Origin of the sequence: Nocardioides sp. YIM 152588, from assembly GCF_040191335.1 — a bacterium.
GTDB lineage: Bacteria > Actinomycetota > Actinomycetes > Propionibacteriales > Nocardioidaceae > Nocardioides.
This window is the reverse complement of sequence record NZ_JBEGDJ010000024.1, coordinates 1-21132: the sequence shown is the minus strand read 5'-3', so window position 1 is coordinate 21132 and position 21132 is coordinate 1. Positions and strand designations below refer to the sequence as shown.

Annotated in this window: 20 protein-coding genes; 3 read left to right on the top strand and 17 right to left on the bottom strand. The window is 66.9% G+C overall.

Annotated elements, in window-relative coordinates; genetic code table 11:
• Positions 1–13: 13 nt before the first annotated feature.
• From ABLM29_RS12965 to ABLM29_RS12945, 5 genes are all read right to left on the bottom strand, one after another.
• Positions 14–361 carry a helix-turn-helix transcriptional regulator gene (locus ABLM29_RS12965; RefSeq protein WP_349714538.1) on the bottom strand — a complete coding sequence of 116 codons (348 nt, stop codon included), beginning with the start codon at positions 359–361 and terminating at the stop codon, positions 14–16.
• Between the two features lie 106 nt (positions 362–467).
• Positions 468–1760, bottom strand: a complete 1293-nt coding sequence (locus tag ABLM29_RS12960; RefSeq protein ID WP_349714537.1) for a hypothetical protein — start codon at positions 1758–1760, stop codon at positions 468–470.
• Between the two features lie 19 nt (positions 1761–1779).
• On the bottom strand, positions 1780–2082 hold the full coding sequence (locus tag ABLM29_RS12955) for a hypothetical protein (protein WP_349714536.1): 303 nt from the start codon (positions 2080–2082) through the stop codon (positions 1780–1782).
• Positions 2083–2179: 97 nt separating this feature from the next.
• Positions 2180–2674, bottom strand: coding sequence for a hypothetical protein (locus ABLM29_RS12950; RefSeq protein ID WP_349714535.1), 495 nt, complete (start codon positions 2672–2674; stop codon positions 2180–2182).
• A gap of 3 nt (positions 2675–2677) precedes the next feature.
• Positions 2678–3103 (bottom strand): single-stranded DNA-binding protein, encoded by a 426-nt coding sequence (locus ABLM29_RS12945; protein WP_349714534.1) that lies wholly within the window; start codon positions 3101–3103, stop codon positions 2678–2680.
• A 603-nt stretch (positions 3104–3706) separates the two neighbouring features.
• Here ABLM29_RS12945 and ABLM29_RS22335 point away from each other — a divergent pair.
• Positions 3707–4204 (top strand): matrixin family metalloprotease, encoded by a 498-nt coding sequence (locus ABLM29_RS22335; RefSeq protein WP_502889232.1) that lies wholly within the window; start codon positions 3707–3709, stop codon positions 4202–4204.
• Between the two features lie 604 nt (positions 4205–4808).
• Here the strand turns inward: ABLM29_RS22335 and ABLM29_RS12935 are convergent.
• The 4 genes from ABLM29_RS12935 to ABLM29_RS12920 form a co-directional block, all read right to left on the bottom strand.
• Complete coding sequence (locus ABLM29_RS12935) at positions 4809–6317, bottom strand: ATP-binding protein (RefSeq protein ID WP_349714532.1); 1509 nt, start codon at positions 6315–6317, stop codon at positions 4809–4811.
• A gap of 387 nt (positions 6318–6704) precedes the next feature.
• Entirely contained in the window at positions 6705–8336 is a 1632-nt protein-coding gene (locus tag ABLM29_RS12930) for a type IV secretory system conjugative DNA transfer family protein (protein ID WP_349714531.1), read from the bottom strand.
• Positions 8337–8416: 80 nt separating this feature from the next.
• Positions 8417–8890 carry a cell wall protein gene (locus ABLM29_RS12925; RefSeq protein ID WP_349714530.1) on the bottom strand — a complete coding sequence of 158 codons (474 nt, stop codon included), beginning with the start codon at positions 8888–8890 and terminating at the stop codon, positions 8417–8419.
• Positions 8887–9939, bottom strand: a complete 1053-nt coding sequence (locus ABLM29_RS12920; protein WP_349714529.1) for an ArdC-like ssDNA-binding domain-containing protein — start codon at positions 9937–9939, stop codon at positions 8887–8889. The genes ABLM29_RS12925 and ABLM29_RS12920 overlap by 4 nt, the downstream gene beginning before the upstream one ends.
• 96 nt (positions 9940–10035) lie before the next feature.
• Between ABLM29_RS12920 and ABLM29_RS12915 the strand changes: the two genes are divergently transcribed.
• Positions 10036–10434, top strand: coding sequence for an SRPBCC family protein (locus tag ABLM29_RS12915; RefSeq protein ID WP_349714528.1), 399 nt, complete (start codon positions 10036–10038; stop codon positions 10432–10434).
• An 18-nt stretch (positions 10435–10452) separates the two neighbouring features.
• Here ABLM29_RS12915 and ABLM29_RS12910 read toward each other — a convergent pair whose 3' ends face one another.
• A complete protein-coding gene (locus ABLM29_RS12910) occupies positions 10453–11898 on the bottom strand; it encodes a putative type IV secretion/conjugal transfer ATPase (protein WP_502889231.1) in 1446 nt (481 codons plus the stop codon).
• 38 nt (positions 11899–11936) lie between these two features.
• On the bottom strand, positions 11937–12344 hold the full coding sequence (locus tag ABLM29_RS12905; RefSeq protein ID WP_349714526.1) for a hypothetical protein: 408 nt from the start codon (positions 12342–12344) through the stop codon (positions 11937–11939).
• 765 nt (positions 12345–13109) lie between these two features.
• On the opposite strand from ABLM29_RS12905, the gene ABLM29_RS12900 reads away from it, so the two are divergent.
• Positions 13110–15653: an RNA 2'-phosphotransferase gene (locus ABLM29_RS12900; RefSeq protein WP_349714525.1), complete on the top strand. Its 2544-nt coding sequence runs from the start codon at positions 13110–13112 to the stop codon at positions 15651–15653.
• Positions 15654–16077: 424 nt separating this feature from the next.
• Here the strand turns inward: ABLM29_RS12900 and ABLM29_RS12895 are convergent, their stop codons facing one another.
• The 6 genes from ABLM29_RS12895 to ABLM29_RS12870 all read right to left on the bottom strand — a co-directional run.
• Complete coding sequence (locus ABLM29_RS12895) at positions 16078–17049, bottom strand: hypothetical protein (RefSeq protein ID WP_349714524.1); 972 nt, start codon at positions 17047–17049, stop codon at positions 16078–16080.
• A gap of 258 nt (positions 17050–17307) precedes the next feature.
• On the bottom strand, positions 17308–18783 hold the full coding sequence (locus tag ABLM29_RS12890; RefSeq protein WP_349714523.1) for an SCO6880 family protein: 1476 nt from the start codon (positions 18781–18783) through the stop codon (positions 17308–17310).
• Between the two features lie 6 nt (positions 18784–18789).
• Positions 18790–20118, bottom strand: a complete 1329-nt coding sequence (locus ABLM29_RS12885) for a type IV secretion system protein (RefSeq protein ID WP_349714522.1) — start codon at positions 20116–20118, stop codon at positions 18790–18792.
• A gap of 40 nt (positions 20119–20158) precedes the next feature.
• Entirely contained in the window at positions 20159–20464 is a 306-nt protein-coding gene (locus ABLM29_RS12880) for a DUF6112 family protein (RefSeq protein ID WP_349714521.1), read from the bottom strand.
• A 56-nt stretch (positions 20465–20520) separates the two neighbouring features.
• Positions 20521–20814: a DUF6112 family protein gene (locus tag ABLM29_RS12875; protein ID WP_349714520.1), complete on the bottom strand. Its 294-nt coding sequence runs from the start codon at positions 20812–20814 to the stop codon at positions 20521–20523.
• Positions 20815–20943: 129 nt separating this feature from the next.
• Positions 20944–21132 (bottom strand): hypothetical protein (locus ABLM29_RS12870; protein WP_349714519.1); only part of this gene is annotated, 189 nt, incomplete at its 5' end.

Below are 21132 nucleotides of genomic sequence, written 5' to 3'. Positions count from 1 at the left end.
CGCCCTCCTCGGGCTACTCCTCCTCGAAGAACCTATTCGTCACCCGGTTGGCGCGGCTACGGGTGCGAACGGCCCGGTGCCCCGGCCCGAATCGGTTGACCTCGATCGCCTGGGCGGCCTCGACCTCCTCCTCGGTGAAGGTCTCCTCGTGCGACTCCAGCCACCGGTCGAGCTCGGAGCGGCGGTACTTGAGCCGCCCGCCGACCTTGATCGCACGCGGTCCGTAGCCGGGACGGCGTACGCGCCAGGTCAGCAGCGTCGCCTTCGGTACGCCGAGGTGCGCGCAAGCCTCGTCGGTGTTCAGGAGCGGGTCGGGAACCGTCGGCTCGCCCGGGTACTCGGGGTAGTACTCCACGCTCATCTTCACTCCTTTGGTCGGGATCTATCACCTAGGTGCGCAGGCGACGCCGCCGCGAGACGACGGGTGGAACCTGCGTACAGCCGCAGGTCACGCGCCGCGCCTGTGACTACAGCGAGCGCTCAGGTCCACCGGTTCGCGGCCGGTGGTTCATCGCGGCGCGGAGCGTGTCTCGGCTGTTCGCGGCCCCGGGCGGCACGGGCCGTGCCTCTGGCGGGGGCCGTAGGTCGTCGCGGACCATGCGGAGGAGCTCGGTCTCGACCTCGGCCGTGATCGGCCAGTACCGCGGGCGGGCCCGATGCGTCATCCGGCCGTCGACCTCGACGATCCGGGACAGGGGTGTGCCGACGAAGTAGAGCTTCTCGCGGGCGCCCTGTTCGAGGATGTCCGCTACCCGGCGGTCGACGGCCGCGAACAGTCGGACGAGGTCGCGCTGCGCGGATGCCGTGATCGGGGCACCCGGCGGCAGCTGTCGTACGCGCGACAGTGCGGTGGCAGCCTCGCCGACCGCGTGACCGCCGCCGCCCACGAGTCCGCCCAAGTGACGGGACTCCCTGTGGAGCGCGTCGTACGTTCGTGCGCGACCATTCCACGCGCGGGCGACATCTTCCGACTCGGGACCCAGACGGTCGGCCAGGAGGCGCGACAGGTCACGCTGGGAGTCCAGGACCAGCCGGAGGTGGAGAGCATCGGGGAACCGGCCGAGGTGAATGAACATGTTGCGCTCGGACTGGATCACCCCGGCGATGCCTGGGAGTGGACGGTGATCGACGGCCGGGGCCGGGCGCCAACCGCGCCAATCGACCCGGTAGTCCTCGGCGGTCAGGAACGCGCACGTCTCGGCGGCGTTCGCGAGCCGGACGGGGCCGCGCAGCGGATCCCATCCGGGGGTCTCGACGTACCGGACGTCCAGCACCAGCAGGGCCCGGATGACCTCGGCGACGTCCTTGACCACGGTCAGGCGCTCGTCGATGTCGAGGCGACCGTCGGCCATGTCACCGGCGAAGTCGTGCTCGCCGAGCACGCTCGCCTTCGCCATCCGCCGCCACGCCTCGACCAGCGGGAAGGGTTGGGGAGTCACCAACTCGTCCAGGCTCGGCAGCCCGCAGCGGGCACGATCGATCGTGACGCGCAACCGCCGCGCCAGCTCGACCTCGGGGTAGACGCGTCCGCCAGGTCCTGCGGTGTGCCCGGGGTCGGCGGCGGCGAGGGCGTGGCGGCACCAGATGAGCAGGGCGAACCGGTACCGCTGGATCAGCAGGCTGGCCGCCTCACGTTCCTGAACGGTGGTGGTGGCCCGGTGCCCGATGATGCCCATGCCGCCGATCCGGAACTGGATCCGATGCTGGCGCAGCAGGCTGCCGAGCTCGTCACGGATCGCGCCGGCGTTCTCGCCGTACATGCCGCTGGCCGGTACGGCGTCAGGCTGGAGCGTCGAGGGAGCGCGCGTCCTCGAGCATGGCGAGCACGAGCTCGACCTGGAGCGGGTGGACGCCGTGGGTGGCGAGGTCCTCGATGGCCGAGACGGCCAGCCCGTAGGTGGTGTCGAGGTCGACGACTGGCGAGCCGATGGTCGGCCCGGGGATCTCGCCGGCGTGCAGCGAGTCCAGGTAGTGCAGCGCGTGGTCATAGGCGCGGGAGCCCTCCTGCGTGGTGGCCAGATCGGCCAGCGCGGCGAGGAACGTGCGGGCCTCGGCGAGCGCGAGGGCGTGGGCGAGCAGCATGAGCGTGGTCCTTCGGGGAGAGTTCTGTGCGCCGTCCGCTCTTCCGGGGTACGGCGCGCGACTGGTGGGCTGTGCTGTGGCTCGGATCCGATGCGGGTCAGCGCTGGAGGCGCTCGCGCTCCGCGGAGTCCTGGTCGACGAACAGCCGAAAGTCCTCGGCCCGGTCGACCACCGGGACCTCATCGGCGGTCGCGAAGGGGCGCTCGCCGGGCCAGGTGGTGATCCGCGTCGGCCGGTCGCGATCCAGCCGCGAGCCGTTGACCGCGACCCAGTCCCGCAGCCGCTCCCGGGCCAGCGCGAAGTCCTGGTGCCACTGCAACGGCGCGGAGGGGGAGGCGCTGGCGTCGTAGCAGTTCAGCCAGTGCTGATGGAGCGCGGACAGCTCCCAGATCAGCTCGTCGTGACGGTGCCACAGCGGCGGAAGGATCGTGGGCGGCAGGCCGTAGGCGGTCCGGAGGAAGTTCACCCACCGGTCCAGCGACTCGAACTGGAACCGCGCCTCACTGGCCTCGAGGATCAGCCAGTTGATGGGGGAGTCCGGTACGTCATACCCGACTGCGGGCGCCTCGGGCGGCGCGTCGATGGTGGTCATCGGTCACCTCCCGATCGCAGGCGGCGCGGCGGCCGGCGCCTGGGCGGGGGACGGCGACGCCGGTGCGGCGGCACCTCGGCGGTGGACGTCGTACCGGGTGCGCTGCGTGTCGTGCCCGATCCGACGGGCGACGAACTCGTCGCGTACGACGGTGGTGCCGTCGGCCTCGACCTCGTACTCGTGGACGTACCCGCTGGCCACGATCGAGTCGCCCCTGCGGAACCGCTCGTACGCCATCAGCGCGGTGTCGTTGAAGACCACCAGGTCGTGGAAGGTCGGGGCGAGCTTGGTGAAAGTCCCGTCCGCCTTCTTGCGGAAGTGCTCGCACCCGACGCGGGCGTGGAACCGCGGGGCGCCGGCCTTGGAGAAGTGGAGGTCGGGGGCGGTGGCGATGAAGCCGTTCAGGCTGAGCTGGGTGGGGATCGACATCGGAGGCTCCCGGTGACGCGCGGACCGCTGCTGGTGCCGCTGGTGGGAGTCAGGTGTGCAGGTGCCCCCGCCCAAGCCCAGTCGGGCCCGAAGTCCTGACATCGGCTCGCGCGCGGCGTTGGTCTCGGCCAACATGTCGGCCGTGCTCTATCGGATCGCCGCGCGCAGTCGGCGCCGCCGTGCCGCCCGCAACATGGCGCGGAGAATGGCGGTACTGGATCGCCTCGACCGCAGATACGGCCTCGGAACCATGCCTTCGGCTACGACTCGGCGCCCGCGGGGCGCGGCGATCCGACGGACGGGTGCTCCCTGCGCTGCTAGTGACCGTGGCCCTGATCTTCGGGATCGTGGCGTTGTCCCCGGACGCCAACACGCGGGCGGTCCGCCGCCTCCTCGGCTTCGGCGACGACCGCCCGGGCGTCGTACCCGACGTCCCAGGAGGCGTGGGCAACTACGCGTTCCTGCAGACTCAACCGGGCAGCGACGAACCCGTCGCCTGCGACCCATGCCGACCGACCGAGGTCATGGTCAACCCCGAGAGCGCGCCCGCAACACGACCAACTCGTCGACACCGGCCTCGTCCACACCGCCGCCGCTACCGGGTTGGTCTTCGAGCGGGTCGGCCTGACCGACGACCGCGACGTCGAGCCCGCCGGCGGCATCGTCCGCCGCCCCGTCTCATCGCCTCGGCCACCCCCGACGAGGTGCCCGACTGGCCGGCAGCGTGGCCACCCAATCAGGCGGCAAGATCCGGCGCGTCACCGAGCAAGTGATGCTCGGCCGGGATCTCTACGCGTCTTCGGCCCTGACGATCTCGCGTCCGCCCAAGCCATCGTCGATCACGAACTCGGCCACGTCGTCGGGCTCGAACACGTCGACGATCCCAACGGGTTGATGAACCCGCACGGGAGTCAGCGCACCACCAACGGCCCCGGTGACCGGGAGGGCCTCACGCGCCTCGGAAGCGTGCATTGCAATTCTGAGTCAACTGTCGGGCAGGATGAACTGCAGTCGTTCAATGTGAAGGTATTCTTGGCTGGACTGGGACCGGCACGTCACCTGATACAATCTGCTTTTGCAGATGCAGCCGAATCCGGTTGAACAGGTATGTCGCCGAACTAGATAGCGATCCCGTTCATCCGGTCTCGCAATCCCTGGACCGCGTTGAGATATGCGCCATGCGACCTGTCTTGAGGTTGGGCACTAGCAAGAGGTGCACAGAAGTGGCGCTCTGAAATCAAGTTGGCCATTCGGTTGGGAAGTAACCTAAAGGCTCGCGTTAGATCGGCCATAGCGTCCGCCTCGGAAGTCTGCTTTCCAAATCGATCGTGATAGTCCGATGGGTCTTCCAGTGACCGGCCCCCTGGGTCTGCAAGATTCCAGAAGCGGGCGACCTCGCGGGCTGATTGCGCCCTTCGAATCTGTTCAATATCGCCACGAAGTACGAGCAGCCATACAACTTCCGGTGTGGAGTAGTAGTAGTGATCCTCCGCCTCGAATACTCTATTGCGCTGCTCTATTGCGCATCGTCGTATAACAGTTTCGCACAGGCGATCGAACTGGTGCTGGTCGAGTTCCTCCGCGCCGGCATTGGCGAAGGTGAGCGAAACCGATGCCTCAACGGCAAGAATTTCAGGGTCGCACGGCGGCGAGCTTGCTGCGACCTTGCGCGCGAGCTCGCCAATGCGAGAACGGAGTGGCCGCTTCAACGTGGATCGATGATCACGCGCGAGTCGAACGTGTCTGGCAGCACCGCCTGCCCTCGCTGGTAGACCCACGGTGTCGAGGCTGCGCTCCATGCATTCTCTAGGTCGATTCTGGCCATGGCGTCGATATAGGTGCCGTAGTCAACCGCATATCCGTCGAAGAGTTGTCCAGGATGCTTGTTTGATCGTAAGCCCTGCCGGAGGAGATGAATCAGGCGTGCGTCGTAAAGATCTAGCACGCTCTCGGGTGGACCGGAAGCAACTCGGCGCACCAAGAAAGTCCTTGAACGCTGCGAGAGAACGATCTCGCTTTGAAGCTTCCCCCAAAGCCTTTCTGCCTTGGGGTTTCCGGCGAGCGACGCTTCCTTGTCGCGGAGATAAAATTGCCGCGCTGCAAGTTGTACATCTTCGAGGCTGATTCGCCTGTCTCCCGCGCGACTTGCGGCTAAGCCGAGAATGTTGATTGCGTCGCGAGGAACGCCTCCGGCCGACCGTACCCATTCTTTCAGGGCTCCATGGGAGAACATCTCTGCAATCAGATCGTTTGTTGTGCCCGGGAGGTGTTTGTCCATTGATCGTAGGAGATCCTGGATATGCTTAAATATGAGTTCCGAGAAGAACATCTGAGCGTGATCGCCATCTTCCTGCATTAGCAGGTGCTCGTCGAGGTCTAGTGCGGCTGCTGTGTCCGAGCCGAGTTCTAGTCCGACGTAGCCGGCCGCGGCGTTCGTGCGGCGCTCAACGAAGCGCGACCGCCGTTCAGTAGCACCAATCTTCACGGTGAGGCCCTGGATGGTGAAGAAAGTGCGCCTAAGCAAGTCTGCTAGGAGTGGCTGAAGGTCCAATGGGACGCTGCTCCACTCATCGAGAAGAATCCATAGTCGGGATGGTTCGATACTTGTAGTTGCGTCCGAGATCGCACGTCCAAGGATCCCAAAATGGACGAAATGTTCCTCGACTCCCTGGTAAGAGGACTTCTGTGTTCGGCGCGCGCGCTGCGCAGAACGCTTTTCGCGTTTAGAAGACATGGCTGCTGTCGGGCGCGGAGAGAGTGCAATGGAAGCGTCTGACTGAGACAGCCTGCTATCTTCATCCTCAATCTCGTGCTCGTCTGTCGCGGAAACGGTTCCTTGGACGCGTACTGCGGCTGCCGCGTCGGCGAGTGGATCGAGGAATTCAAGCAATGCCCCGAAGCGGTCGTCCTCGATGGCGCGCAGAAGTAGTTCCGAGTGAACTGCCTCAAGAACGTCGATAAGGAGGCGCGTGCCACGCGACCGCACACCCTGACTGGGGTCGCCGTAGATCCCATTGGCTGATCCGATGCGTCGAAGGTCAAGGTATATCGGCAAATCCCCCTGACCCTCGAGTTCGTGAGCGAGGTGCTGGAGTGTGTGTGTCTTTCCGGTTCCGCGCCGCCCGTAGACCACTTGATGATCGACCGTTGCCAGTCCGTTGGTGACCGGCGCGATATCGACATAGGTGCGAGCAAGATTCTCTGTTGCGCTCATGTCTGCCCGCCGAGCTATTCGCGCGACCAGCGTGTTGATGGCCTGGTTCCTCGACAACAGATCCCCCAAGGTGATCGAGGCGGAAGTCGTGACTACCAGTCCCAGTCGGCGGTGGAGCCCGCCTAGTACATCCGTACCTTCGGAGGCTGGCGATATGGAAGTCGATCAGACGCTTTCACGTCAGCGGCTGGAACTCTTGCGCGAGCGGGGTCACATCCCGAATGTGCGGTATGGGACGAGGATTTCGGCAAATTGGAGCCAAACGTGCGGTCGGTCAGGGGGACTGCTGCTTGTCGATACCCGGAGCACGTTGTTGGCTGCGTGATGCGACGAAGTCCCGTCTGCCCGTGCCCGACCAGCCCTGCCACGCCCAGGGGCCGCGGACTCTTACGACAGTGGCCGTCTCCCGGTCCATGGGCGGAGTGCCGTTGCCAGCGGTGGTGCGCTGCGAAGGAGCACCAGCCCGGTGCCGAACGGCAGTGTGCGGATCGTCTCGGGTGGCATCACTGACACGCGGCGTACCGATCGCTGGACCGAACGCGCACCGTAGTCGCCGATCGAGACGCTGTCGGTCTGCTCATCGCGTTCACCGATCAAAGCTGACAGGTCCTGGAGGTCCCTCGTCGACGACGTACCGCCGAGGACGACCTTGACGATCGAGGCGTCCCAGATGGCGTGAGCGGCGTGGTCACCCCAGCGATCCCTCGCCTGCGAGAGCGACTGGAGGACCGGCATCGTCGTGATGCCGGTGCCGCCGCCCTCGGCCATCAGCACGGGCAACGACGGGAGCGGCGCTAGGTTGCCGATCTCGTCGAGCGCCAGCAGCAGGGGCGGGTCGAGACGGGCGCCGGGTGAGGGCGCGGCGAGGTGGCGGGCGGTCTCGACGAGATCCTCGATGAACGCGGCGACCAAAGCCCAGGATGCGCCGGCTCCGGCACCGGTGGCGAGGAGGTAGAGCGTGCCGTTGTTGGTGAGGAACTCGACTGGGTCGAACTCCTCGCCGGGACTCGGGCTGACCGCCTGCAGCACGCGGGGGTCGGCCAGGCACGAGAGCGCCAGGGAGACGCCGACCCAGATCGAGTCGCGGGTGCGGGGGTCGGCGTGGACCATCGACTCGAGCGCCTCGCCCCACCCAGCCGCGGCGTTGGGGTGGCTGGCAAGGATCGCGACGGCGTCGACGGCGGAGGCGGGCGCGATCGTCCACTGGTACAGCTCGCGCGGCGTACGGCGGTCCAGCGCGGCGGCGTGCAGCAGTCCCTGAAGGGCGGTGCGGGTCTTGCCTTCCCAGAAGCCACCCGACTCGACCCCACCCTTCGAGAGACCCGTCGCGGAAGCGAGACCCGCCGCCCGAATCATCGCCGTCAGCGGATCCTCACAGCCGCGGATGGGGGACCAACGCAACTCGCCCGGCAGCCCCGGGGCGAGCTGCTGCGGATCGAAGACGGCGACCGGGCCCAGCGTTGAGCGTGCCCTCAGGGTGACCTGGATGTTGTCCGGCCGGGTGGAGGTCGTCACGACCGGGCCGGGGGCGTCGAGGATCGCGTTGATGACGAGGTGCAGGCCCTTGCCGGATCGGGGCGGGCCGAGGATCAGGGTGGAGTCCTCGACCGAGCTCCACACCTCTACCCCGCAGGAGCGGCCGAGGCGGTAGCCGAGGTCGCTTGCGTGGGGGTGGGCGAGGCTGGGGCGAAGCGTCGTGGCGCGGGCCAGGAGCGCCTTCTTCGACGCCGAGGCGAGTACGTCGCGCTTCGAGGCGACCCCGAGGATGCGGTGCGGGTCCCGCTTCTGGCGGTGCCGGACCTCGGCGGCCAGGCGCCAGCCGAGCACCACGACGCCGACCAGCAGGGTCGCGATGACCGTGACGACCAACCAATACGCGCCGGGGGAGAGCCCGCTGGCGCCGAACGCGGCATCGGGGTGCCCGGGGTCGGCCAGCAAGCGAAGGCTGCTGGTGATGCCGGTGGAGGGCGGTGCCGTGCCCGTGACCCACGTGGTGGCTGCGGCCGCGAACCACAGCATCCCGGCCAGCCCGGCGAGTACCGCGATCAGCGCCAGCGCGAGGTTGACGAGCTGGTCGTCGACGGCGCGGCCGTGGGGATTCATGCGAGCTCGCAGACGGCGTACCGGCCCGAGGTGCGGCCGAGAAGTACGAGGGTCCCGGAGGTGGCTCGCAGTAGCGCGGGCGGCAGCCGCAGATCGGCGCGTCCGTCTGGAGCGGCCGAACGGCGGGTGACGATGACGGCGATGTCGACGTCCTCGCCAGGGGCGAATCCGTTGCCGCCGAGGCCGACCGGGTCGGGCGGCCGCGCCAGCTGCTCCGCGTCCGACGGACCATCGGCTCCGGGAGGAATGACGATGTCGGTGAAGGTGGTGCCGTCGGCCTCGGTCACCTGAACCCGGACTGGCCCGAGAGCGCCGGCGATGTCGAGGAGTAAGGCTTCGACGGCGCCGCGGTCGATGGGCTCGGATGCGCCGTAGGGCTCGCGGTCGACGGTCACTGCGGCGGCGCCGTACGAATCGATGGCGATCTCGACCAGCGGCAGGACCACCGGTACCCGGACGTGGGCGGTCACAACCGCACCGCCTCGAAGCTTGGCGGGCGCCGCTGCGGCGCCGGACGAGGTTGTTCGGGGATGCTGTGGGTCGGTTGCGCGGCCTCGAGCCCGGGCGGCGTACCTGTTCCGGCCTGGAGCGTGGCGAGGCGGTCCAGGATCCCGAGTGCCGTGGTCCGGACGCGGTCGGCGGTGGCCTGGACGACCTCGACCGGCGTCTTGCCGGGCACGCTGCCGGCCCACGAAGAGACGTAGGGGACGGTGTAGTCGCTGGTGTCCATGCCGTGGGCCGCGCCGATCATCAACGCGACGCTTTCGGCCTCGACCTCCGCGACGCCCCGGTGATCGGTCGCCTCGACGTTGTCGGGGCCGTGCAGCAGTACGTGTCCCAGCTCGTGCGCCAGGGTCTTGGTACGCGCGGCCGGCTCCATGTCGGCGCGGACCGAGACGACGTAGGTGGCGTAGTTCGTGGTGCCGTTCGCGCCGCCGAGCGCGCTCGCGTCCGGCACCATCCGAAGCGCGAACCCGCGGTCCTCGACCTGAGTTGCGAGCCCGTCCCACAGTCCTTCCGGGGCCGCTCCCTGGAGGAGCGACGGGGTCGGCCGCGCGGGGATCGGGTCGCCGTCGGTCTGCGAGACATCCCAGACGTACGCCGGTCGCAGCCCGATCATCCGCGACCTGACCACCTCGCCCGGTCCGGGGCGTTCGCTGCGGTTCAGGCGGTGCCATGAGGTGTCGACCTCGGGGGTGCGGGACGCGAACCGGGCGGTGACCGGGGCCAGGATCTGATAGCCCGACTGACCCTTCACCACATGCCGTCCGAGCGAGAGCCACTGCTTGAACCCGGCGACGTACGTCGGGGTCGGCGCCGGTACCCGGCCCTCCTCGTACGCCGAGTGGTGCTGGACGTAGATCAGCAGGGTGTTGTTGAACGACCGGGCTCGGAACCGAGCGGCGAACTCCAGTGCGCGCCGCCAGTCCTCGCCGGTCACCAGTTCGCCGACCGCGCTGACGAGCTTCGCCTGGACGGCTTCGAGCTTGGCCTGTCGATCGCTGGCATCGACGTGCATGACGACCTCCCAATGGATGGGTTTCGGTAGTCAGGTGCTCGGAGGTCGCCTCGACCCGAGACTCCGACGACCTCGTCGTCGTGCCAGCATTCCTCCATGAGGAGTCGCCATCTCAGCGTCGTGGTCGCAGCTGATCCCGCTGCCGTCTACGCCTTCGCCTCCGACGTCGCGAACCTGCCGAAGTGGGCGGCCGGCCTCGCCCAGGCTGAGGTGGTGCCTGTCGGCGACCTGCTGAAGGTCGACTCGCCGATGGGACCCGTCACCGTGCGGTTCGTGCCGCGCAACGAGTTCGGCGTACTCGACCACGACGTCACGCTGCCGTCCGGCGAAACGGTGACCAATCCGATCAGGGTGCTCGCCCATCCCGAGGGAGCCGAGGTCGTCTTCACCATCCGGCAGCTGAACCTCAGCGACGATGAGTTCGAGCGTGACGCTGACATGGTGGCTCAGGATCTGGAACGGCTCCGGGCGTTGTGCGAGGAGCAGTGTTCCTGACGGCCCACGGCGATCCTTCTACGCGCCGGTCATTCGGCCAGAAGTCTCAAACAATGCGAGCTCGGCCGGATGCAGCTGATGCTGCACGACGAACGACCTGTGCTTGATCCGCCACAACCCCTGCCCGGTCCCCAGTGTCGGGAGCAGCGACTGCTCAGTGCCCGTCAGCCCAAGCGCCGCCGCGGTCGAACCGAGCTGGTCGGACTCCTGCCGGTAGACGACCCGGGTCTCAGCATTCGCCAATAGCGAAGACGCCAGGGCGCGCATCGCGGAGCCCTGATCGCCGACGTTGTCGAGGTCGGAGAGCTTGTGGAAGATCAGCATGTTCGCGATGCCGTAGTGCCGCGCCAGCCGCCAATGGGCGTCCATGCGTCGCAGGAGCGCGGGGTGGGACATGAGCCGCCACGCCTCGTCGTACACGACCCAGCGTTGTCCACCGGCGGGGTCGAGGAGCGCGGACTCCATCCACGCCGAGGCGCAAGTCATCAGCACCGAGATCAGGGTTGCGTTCTCGGTGACCCGCGAGAGGTCGAGGGAGATCATCGGCAGGGTCGGGTCGAACTGGACCGTGCTGGGGCCGTCGAAGAGTCCGGCGAGGTCGCCGGCGACGAGGCGGCGTAGGGCGTGGCCGACGAGCCGACCGTCCTCGGTCAGCCGGCCATCGATGTCGTCGACCGGGTCGGGCTCGAGGAGTCGGGAGACGATCATCGGCAGGATCGGCGTCGCGTAGCTGCGGACGGTACCGGTTAGGGCGACGTCGACTGCAGTGTGTTCCAGCGGTGTGAGTCTGCGATCGAGCACGGTCTCGGCGAGTGCTCCGATCAGGTCCCGACGTCGGGAGGTGACCTGCCCGGCCCACTGGGCGTCGTCCAGGCCGACCGGGCGTGGGCCCTCGTCGAGCGGGTTGAGCCGGTTGGCCATCCCGTGCCCGAGGGCGATGGCGCGGCCGCCGACCGCTTCGGCGACCGCCGTGTGCTCGCCCTTGGGGTCGCCGGGGACGTAGACGCGGCGGCCGAACGGGATCGAGCGGGTGTACAGGCTCTTGGCGAGCGCGGACTTCCCGGCGCCGACGATCCCGGCGAGCACCAGGTTCGGGGCGGTGATCATGCCGCGGGCGTAGAGCACCCAGGGGTCGTAGACGAAGGAGGTGCCCGAGTACAGGTCCTGCCCGACGAACACCCCTTCGGCGCCCAGGCCACCCTCGGCGAGGAAGGGGTAGGCGCCGGCCCAGGTGGCGGAGGTGTCCTGGTGCCGAGGGAGTCGCAGGCGACCGGTTGTGCGCAGGGCAGCGGGGCCGGGTTCCCCGGAGCGGGGGAGTACGACGGTCGCGCGACCCTCGGCCGCCAGTTCCTCGGCCTGTGCTCGGGCAGCCTCACGGCGGAGTGAGCGGTCCTCGGTGAGCAGAGCGCGGGCAGCGGCCTTGCGGCGACGGCGGCTGCGACGGCCCTCGTCGCCGGGCGCCACCAGAGAGGACGCGCGCAGCCCGGTGCGGTGGTCCGCTGTCATAGCGACATCCCCGGACCTGGGCGGGCGGCCCCTACCGCGGGTGCAGGGCGTGGCGGCGGTGCGGGGTAGGCGATCGTCGCTTCGATCTCGTGTGCGTGGTCGACCGCGGCGCCGACCTCGCGCACCATCTCTGCCGCGCGGTGCAGCTCCCACGCCACCTGGTGGACGGCAGCTCGTCCGGCGCCGCCGTCGCCGTCCACCCGTACGCCGTGGGCTGCGGCGGAGTCGTGCCGGTTCGCCAACTGATGCAGCGACTGCTCCAACGCCACCAGGCCCGCGGAGACCGCGCCGAGGACGGGGTAGATCTGCTCGGGGTCGTCGATCGAGCGGGTCGCGTGCGCGAGTCCAAGAAGTGCTTCTAAGGCGGCGTCGGTCTCGGTGACGAGCTCCCGGTTGATCGGCATCGGACCCTCCATATGGCAGTGGGCATGGCTACCTTGCAGGTGCGCCGGCACGGCCGAAGGCGTGCGGCAGGAGGTCGGCCTCGGTCAGATCGAACCAGCTGTCACACTCCGCCCAGGTTGCAGTACGCGAGCCCCCCCTCTTGCCTCAAGGAATCGACTGGCCGAGAAGTTAGACCGCCCGCGACTTCACTCGCGACACGCTTACGGCCGGAAGCCGCTCACGGCGCACAACCGCTGGCATAGCCTCGGGCTGTGAGTATCCCGCCGCCCTACGAGGCACGAGCGTCCGATCTCCGGCACCTCTGCCCACAAGCGACTCACTTGCTCGGTCTCCTGGGTGAGCCCGTCGACGCAGCCTATATCGAGGCATTCATCGGTCGTTACGGTGACGCACACTTTGAGGCTCTTACAGATGGAAGGGTGGCCACGAGTCGCTTCAACGCCCTCTTGGACGGGGCGAGCCGCCGCGACTATTGGGAGCTCCTCGAACTGCTGCTGCTCGAGCACTGGATCTGCGCCCGCCCTCGCGCAGTCGCTCGCACCCTTGGGCGGGATGAGGACTTCGGCAGCCAACTGATACGCGTACGCGGAATCATCGCACTGGCCCTTTACAGTCGCGCAAAGAGCGTCAACTGGCGAGAGCCGTTGACGTTCGTACGGGGCCTTAGGGCATCTGAGGTCTACATGCGCAGTGTTCTTGAGAACAAGCACCTTGTCCGCGAGAGCCAACGATCCCGATACCAAGGTAGACTCGGCGTTTGTCTCGTGCTCCAGTCGCGTCACGGTGACTTTTCAAGCGAGCAGGCTGCCGAAATGGCCGACCGTATCAAGGACTCAATTGCTCACGGAAACAACAACGCAGATTCCCTAAGCTATCTTGCCGAGGCACTCTTGCGCCTGAATGACAAGTCAGGCGAATATGAGCCCTTGAAAGAAATCGTCGATCTGGCGAAGCGCCTTCGTGGCGCAGAGACAGAGGCATTGGCATCGCACATCGCGGAGGCATGGCTGCGCCTTTCGCAGGCGGCAGAGACCGAAGAAGGACGGGCGCGATTTCGCGATCGCGCGGACGCTCAGCGCAAATCAATTTCGAACACCAAGGACCCCGTAGTCGCAGCTCGTTCAGCGATAGTCGGCGCATACTTGCGGCTTCCGCAGGATCGCGTACCGGAGATTCAAGGACTGCGAACTCCTTTCGGAATCGCGTCCCAGGCCCGAGAATGGCGGCTAAGCGATCGCGGGATTGCGCGAGAAATTCTCAGAGAGATTGACCAGGAGTTCGCGAGACTGCCCGCCGAGATTCTAGCAAGTCCGCTACTGCGCAGCATCGCTGCCTCCACCAAGAGCGAGCTCGCGAGCCTGTATCCCGCGCGCGCCGTCGGCCAGAAGGCCGAACTACTCAAGTCTGCCGTTTCTCTCCGAAGTTGGAGCAAGGGTCAGCAAGCACTAAGGGACCCTGACAGTCGACTACAGAATGCAATTGATCGATTCGAGCTTTACAAGGTTACCGGCCACAGGGCTTATCTACTGGAGGCAATTGGGGATGCTCTTTCCCTCACAAGTTTCGATCAGGCGTGGGCAACGCCACTGCTGGTCCTGGCTCGCGAACTGGAGGCGCTTCCGGATGGTGTCCCGCACCAAGTCGCCTATGAACTTCAGAAGGAAAGTCACAATGGCTCCCGCGACATTCTGCGAGACGTCCTTTCCAGGAACCTCGCCGGACTCTACTCTACTGCGGCGAAGCGCGCCTTGGAAAGCCGCGAAATCGACCGGAAGAGACTCGGTGGCCGCAGTGGCGTATACCTGGCCGAGGATCCTTCCGGCGTCATTTCTGAGACGTTCGTATTCAAGCCGACATTGAACGCGCTGGCCGACAGGGAACTTGAGAGGGTGACCAATCTGGAAAAGCACCTCAAGCAGATGGGTCTCAGCAGGAGGTACTCTGTTCCAGCTACTCTCGCAAAGAGCCCACTACCCCCTGATGACGTTTTAAGAACCAATGGCTGTGAGGTGTTGGTTGCGCGTCGCTTCCACACCGGCGAGATCCTCCCTGATGCGCTTCGAGCCAAGAATCTTGCTGCGCGGTCGAACACTCTAGAAACTGTCGTAAAGTACCTGGCAGTCATCCATGCCACCGAGCACCTTGCATGCACCATTGCGCCAACATCGGTTCGTCGCGATCTCCTACGGAAGGACTTCGGTCGATGGCTGAAGAACGGACTTCAGCTAAAAGACGCCGCCGACGTGTTCGATCGCTGGTGGAATCTCTTCGGCAGCGAGCCGGTATTTCTTCCGCGCCGAGACGCCCACCCTCTCAACTGGCTAATCGGAGCGGATCGCGCGGTCGTCGCGGTTGACTTCGAGGCGTGCGGGTGGCGCCCAGCGGGATTGGAGTTGGCACAACTGCTGGACGACCGTCCCCTCCTCCCAGTCGACTCCGGTGGTTGGGATGCTCGACTGCACCTGCTCAGGCAATACAGGCGCGAATTATCTCGCCGAGGCGTAGCCATATCGCACGTTCACCTGCTGGTTTCGTGGGAGGCCGCAACCGTGTCACGTGCGGTGGGATTGCTCACTTCACCGGACGGCAATGCGGAACTACGGCAGCATGGCGAGGCCCTGCTCCTATGGCTTGGCGACAAGGCCAGCAGTCTTGAAGTGCGCAAGATTTCAACGCATCTGCTGCACGCCTGGTCAGTTCGCCGTGGGGTTGCGGTCGACGAGAAGAACCAACTAAAAGGCATTAGCGACGCGCGGCGTCGCCACCTGTCTCGGGCGATGGCATATGAACTTCGGCACGGCGATACCGTATTTCTCGACCGCGGCGGGTGGGCATACATCGCTGCAGTGTCGGACGCCCTTTACCGAAATGGCTTGGGAACGGATAGTGTGGAAGTGCGAACGGTGGCAGCTGCAATCGACGAGCCCCGTTTCGAGTTGAGGGGAAAGAAGATTCGTGCGCGATACGGTCACACCCGTCCCGTTGACATTGAATACGCCGAAGCAGTCGCGCGTCCGACACTCTTCCACGGAACGGCGTCGGACAACCTGCGGAGCATACTCTCCGATGGCGCGGGGCTTACCAGCATGGGCCGCCAATGGGTTCACCTATCAAGTGACCCGCATCTCGCACTCAGAACGGCGCGGCGCCACGGTCCAGGAGTCCTTCTCGCCATAGACGCCCAGTCCGAGTGCGGGCCTGTATTCCATGCGGGCGGCGCCGTGTATCTCGCTTCCGCGGTGCCAGCGTCGTCCCTGCGGATCGTGTCTCCGACTGAGATGTTTCTTCGCGATGGCACGGTTCGTTGAATGCATCTGACCTCACGTCCATGGAAGCGCAGCCCTCACTTCCGCCGCGAGCAAGGCGCGGGGCAGACCCATGCTGGCCACTGGAGCCTTCACCCCGTCGTCGGTATCGCGGGCACCCTGCTGGGCTCTTGGTTCGGCGCTCAAACCAGCAAGGATGCCTCTACCTCACGGCGGCCAGACGTTCTGTCCCAACGACGCCCCGCCGAGCCACCGTGGTTGGCCCGATGCACGCGTCGGTGACACTTTGCTGGACCACTTCCACCACGAAGTGCGCGGGTGTGTACATCGGCAGAACTTGCACACGGCGAGGGCGCTCGTCGTAAGACTGCACGACGGACAGGGTTCGACCGGCCTCTAGGGCCCCTCCTTCATATGGCGCTCAGGATGCCATTCCGCGAGGCGTGGGACAGGAATAACCCACGGACTAAGTCTTCGTGTTACCCCACCATCGACGCGGAAGCACTAGGTCTCTTGCAGCTTCAGGAAGCGCCGATCTTCCTTGGATGAACCCGGAGTAGACATACAAGTACCGCAGCATCACGGCGATACCAGCCGCGAATAGAAGTGCCACTGCCGAAGCCGGCCATCTGTCGCCCCAATCCGTCGGCCTGAATAGGAGTAGGGCAACCGGCGGTGCGATCACAAGGGAAGCGATCAGCGCAAGAACGCGCAAGCCGAGGCGGAAGCCCTCGCCGGCCTCGAGGATATCAAGCTCGTTACGCAACTCCGCCTGCTGGCGACGAACGGTGCCGAGTTCGTCTTCGTAGGAGGACTCCCTCTCAAGCGCTCTCTCGATCTCTGACTGAAGTAGGCGATGTCGAGCAGCATCGCGTTTGGCGACTTCGTCGGAGAGGTTAAGGAATTTCCTGGTGTGGTCTGTTGACGCCTCACACTGCTGCCTCGCGCGCTCCAGAACTACATGCGCATAGACGCTTCCGCTGAACGAGTTCGCTACCGGTGCCCCCTCCTGCCGAAGGGTGCCGATGCTAAGAGGGCGGGGCCCCCAGCGCTCCACCAGTTCGTTGCACGTCGGCAGGAAGTCGTCAATGCGCTCGACGCTTTGTCGGAAGAACTCGCGTATACGCGGATCCATCGACTCGACCTTACGTTCGATCAACTGCGGGTCTTGGCTCAGAACGTAGTCGCTGAGGAACTGAGCACTACAGGCGCGTCGCTCAGCCCTCCGTCGTCGCGCCAGACCAGCTGCGCGCTCCGACTTGGCTTGCAGCGACTGCTCGTCCAACCGGAGACGTTCGCTACGGTCTCGTCGACCCTGAACATCGCCGTGAGCAGCAACAAACCGCGCCCCGATGATGCCCGCCACGATCGCCACCAGCGTTGCTCCACCCTGGAAGAAGGCGGTGAGGAAGGTATCCGAGTCTGGCTCCGCAAACATGAGACGAGCATCACAGCATCCCTACCCAGTGGTCGACTCGACAGCGCGGCCCGGCCAAAGTGTCTTCCCGGCCGACCGTGCTCGATTCGCTCGAATCCACTGCCTTGGGTCCACGCTGACCAGCGATCTGCCCGGGGAGTGAGCCCCGAAAACCCAGTCCGCGAGGCAATCTAGCAGTGCCTCCGCTCCGCGTCTTCCGCCGCCATCCACCCATGGCCCGCGGTTGCATTGGCGCCAGGTGGAGATGCCAGGTGCACGTCACAGCGGGCGGGAAAGTGGTAGCGCCGCGGCGGCGAACGCTTGTCCCTGCTGCCCCCACAGTCGCCGGGTCTCGCACGACGCCTGAATCGCGGCTTGCTCCAGCGCGGCTACCGCCTGCTCGAGCTCACCGATGTCATCGGCCGTGACCGATACTAGCCCGGTCGTGCGGAGGATCCCGTGTCCGGCTGTGAGGTCGGCTTCCTGCTGCAGCACGTCCTGGTACTCCGCGGACTGCTGGGCGTCCTCGATCTGCCCGATCCGGCTGCGCTGCGCCGCGTCGGAGACGTACTCGGTCTTCTTGCGGCGGATGTCGCGGGCAGCGTGGTCGGCGCGGAGCGGGGTGTACAGGAGCGAGAAGGTCCGCCTGATCCCTGAGGAGAGCAGCACCGGCGCGAGGAAGCCGGGGAACACCATCGAGCGGGGCCACTCGCTGACCCAAAGCACACAGTGGTGGGCCGAGTCGCTCCGCGAGCTGCCCCAGGACTCCGCGACCGCGACCGGACCGGCGGCGGCGAGGTCCCGGCCAAGTCCGCCGTGTCGCTCGAGCGCACCCGCAACCGCAGGGTCGTACGCAGCCCGCAGGATCAACGCGAGGTCGCCGGGTGCGAGCCAGTCTGATGGCGCCAGGTCGGCGGCCCGAAGCGCCGCAGCCAGCGTGGCCATCTCCTGCCGCAACACCGCCGCCGCACCGCGGTTGCCGCCACCCGCGGCGCGGATCGCCCGACCACTGGACTTGAGATCGAGGCTCAGCGACAACGTGCTGGCATGACGCTCGCCCGCGGGGCCGGCGCGTTCGATCAGTTCGCCGTACGTCGTCGAGGCCCACGATCCGTCGTGGCTTCCGTGCCGTGACCACCATTCGGCCAGGCCCTTGCCGGAGTCCGGAAGCGTCCGCTCCAGTACCTGGAGGGACGCGATCCGCCCCGAACGGCAGGCGGTCGCCAGCACCCGACCCCACGCTGTCACGCGGCGCTCCTGTTCGGCCGGGTCGAGCAGTACGAACGCAGGATGGGTCAGCCCGATGATCGCGGTCAGCGTCGCGGCGTGGGGGTCGTGGATCATCACCGCGCCGGTGTCGGTGTCGACCCGCTGCCGCAGCGCGGCGGCGTCTCCGGGGAGCGCGAGGGTGCCCGCGGGGCGAGGCCGGGTGATGCGGCGCCTGTAGACCAGTTGCCCGGTCGCGGTGCGCCACAACCAGCGGGCGCCGATGGGGAGCCAGGCGATCAGCTTCCGCCCTCCGACCGCGCCCCAGCCGAGTACCCCGCACAGCACGACGATCGGGACGGTGGCGAGGAACAGGGTGGCGCCGCCGGCGTACAGGCTGAAAACGACAGTCGCCGCGGCGATCCCCGCGACTAGGAGCTGCGCACCGCTCATGCCGAGCAGCACGCCGCGTTGCGCGAGTCGGGAGAACTTCACCGGCCGCAGCTCGTGCCCGTCCCGCGTGGTGGTCGGCGTCAGAGGCGCGGTCATGCCAGGTCACGCCTTCCCGTTTCGGGGGTGGCCGTTGAGCATCGGGTCGGCCGCGTGCGGCACCGGCGCCGAGCGGGCCGCCACCGAGTCGTCCGCATCTGAGGAGTGCTGCGAGGCCACGCCGCCGACGTACCCACCGATCTTCGGCCCGGCGCCGGCAGCCTCCTTCGCGATCACCGCTCCAGCAGCAACACCGCCAGCAGCAGCACCCGCGGCACCAGCGCCTGCGGAGGCGCCCGCGCCACCCGAGGCCCCACCGGCCGAAGCCCCGCCGCCGGACGCAGCCCCCGACGACCCGCCAGCGACCGGCGTCGGCGCCCCTCCGCTGGGAGCGCCGCCAGACGGATTACCCCCACCGTTCCTGGCCTCGAGCACCTTCGGCGGCGTACTCCCTCCTCGCCCGGACATCGGGACCGGCAGCGGGCGGTTGAGGGCGTGCTTGACCTCCTGCTCCGACGACGTGGCGTGGTAGGTGTCGAAGCCCATGAAGCTGATCGCCTTGTAGGTCAGGTACGGCGCGAAGCCGGCCACGAGCATGAGCACGATGCCGGCCACCGGCTCGCTCAGCGACTGCAGGTCGCCGTCGATTGGCGCGGAGACCTGGGCGGTGGCGAGCAGGAAGATCACCACGACCACGACCTTGGACAGGATCAACGCGAGCACCGCGCCTGCCCAACGAGACACCCATCCGCGGGTGTGGTCCCACGACGCACCGGACAGCGCGATCGGTGCGAAGACCACCGCGATCAGCAGCAGCGCCTTGCGCACCAGGAGGCTGATCCACACCAGTACGGCGGCGGCGATGGCCAGGCAGGCCAGGAAGATCGTCACGATCGCCCCGGCGCCCGGGGCAGCGAAGTTGAGCGTCGTAAGGCCCGCCACCAGCAGCGACACCCGCTCGCCCATCTGATCCATGTTGGTACCGGCGGCGTGCACGATCCCGATGCAGAGCTGGTCGGTGATCTCGAGCGCGGCCGCGAGCAGCGTGAGGGCGACGAACGAGCCAAGGATCGACTTGGCCAGGCCGAGCGCGGCGCGGGTCAGCGCTGCGGGTTCGCGGCGGACCATGCCGCCGATGACCTGGAGCATGAAGAAGCCGAGCATGACGAAGACCGCGACGCCGAACAGGATGTTGTAGACGCCGGTGACCTCGCTGCTGGTGACGTCGACCAGCGTGGTCGAGTCGAACGCCTTCCAGACCGCGTCGAACATGATCGTTGCCGCACCGTCCGTGCCCTGGGCGAGCCAGTCGAACGGCGCGGTGACCAGGCTCGCGGCCGCCTCGCCGGCGGAGTCGCACACGCCGGAGATGACCGGTACGTCGCACACATCCATCGCTTCACCTTCCTTGCTCGCGGTGCTTCGCGGCGACGGGTCAGACGGCCTGGCCGACGTTCCAGAAGAAGTTCACCAACGTCACTGAGGCGCCGCAGATCACCGCGGCCCCAAGCCCGACGAGAACGCCGAACTTCCCGCGACCCGCGAGGTGGGGGTTGGAGGAGTTCGCGCCGAGCGCCCAGACGATCGCGGACACGATCAGGGCGAGTACGGCGAGGATCAGCCCGATCGTCATCGACGCGCCCACGATCGTGCGGAGCTCGCCGATGCCGGGCAGGCCGTCAGAGTTCGGGTTGATCTCGATGTCCATCGGGATCAGCAGGGCGAGGCGGTGGATCCACATGGGCTGCTCCTCATGGCGTGGTCGGACGGGGATCAGGTGCGCCTGGCTGTCCGCACTCAGAGGGAGGCGCCGACGTCGAGCAGCCAGTTCGCCCACGCGAGCGCGCTGCCGAGGAGAGCCGCGCCGAGGAGGGCGACGATGAGTCCGGTCTTCGCCTTCGCTGCGGTGTGCCAGCTGCCGTGGGCTGATGCGAGCGCCCAGGTGGCGCCGCATGCAACGAGCATCAGGACGGCGATCAGTAGGCCGTAGGTCAGCAGTGCGCCGACGATCTGGCGGAGGTCGCTCGAGGAGACTACCGGGTGGAAGTTGGGACCGACATCGCCAAACATGATCGGGGCAAAGGCGCTCATGCACCCAGGTGCTCACCTGTCACCGAGTGTGATGAGCGCCGATCCGTGGGAGGACGGTAGAAACCTGCGCCGCGGATCGACAACGAGTAGCCACCGCCATGCCCTCTTGGGAGTCGTGCCTGCCTCGATTCACCGTGGCGAGGCGACAGAGATGCTGCCGTCAGCAAGTTTGTTCCAGCCGCCGTTCATTTTGTGCTTGCCCCAGACGACGCGGTCGGTCCCGCGGGCGATCACGTAGAGGCCGTTGACGGGGTCGGATGTGGCGGAGACTTGAGCGACGTTGTGCTTGAGCTTGTTCCAGCCGCCGTTCATTTTGTG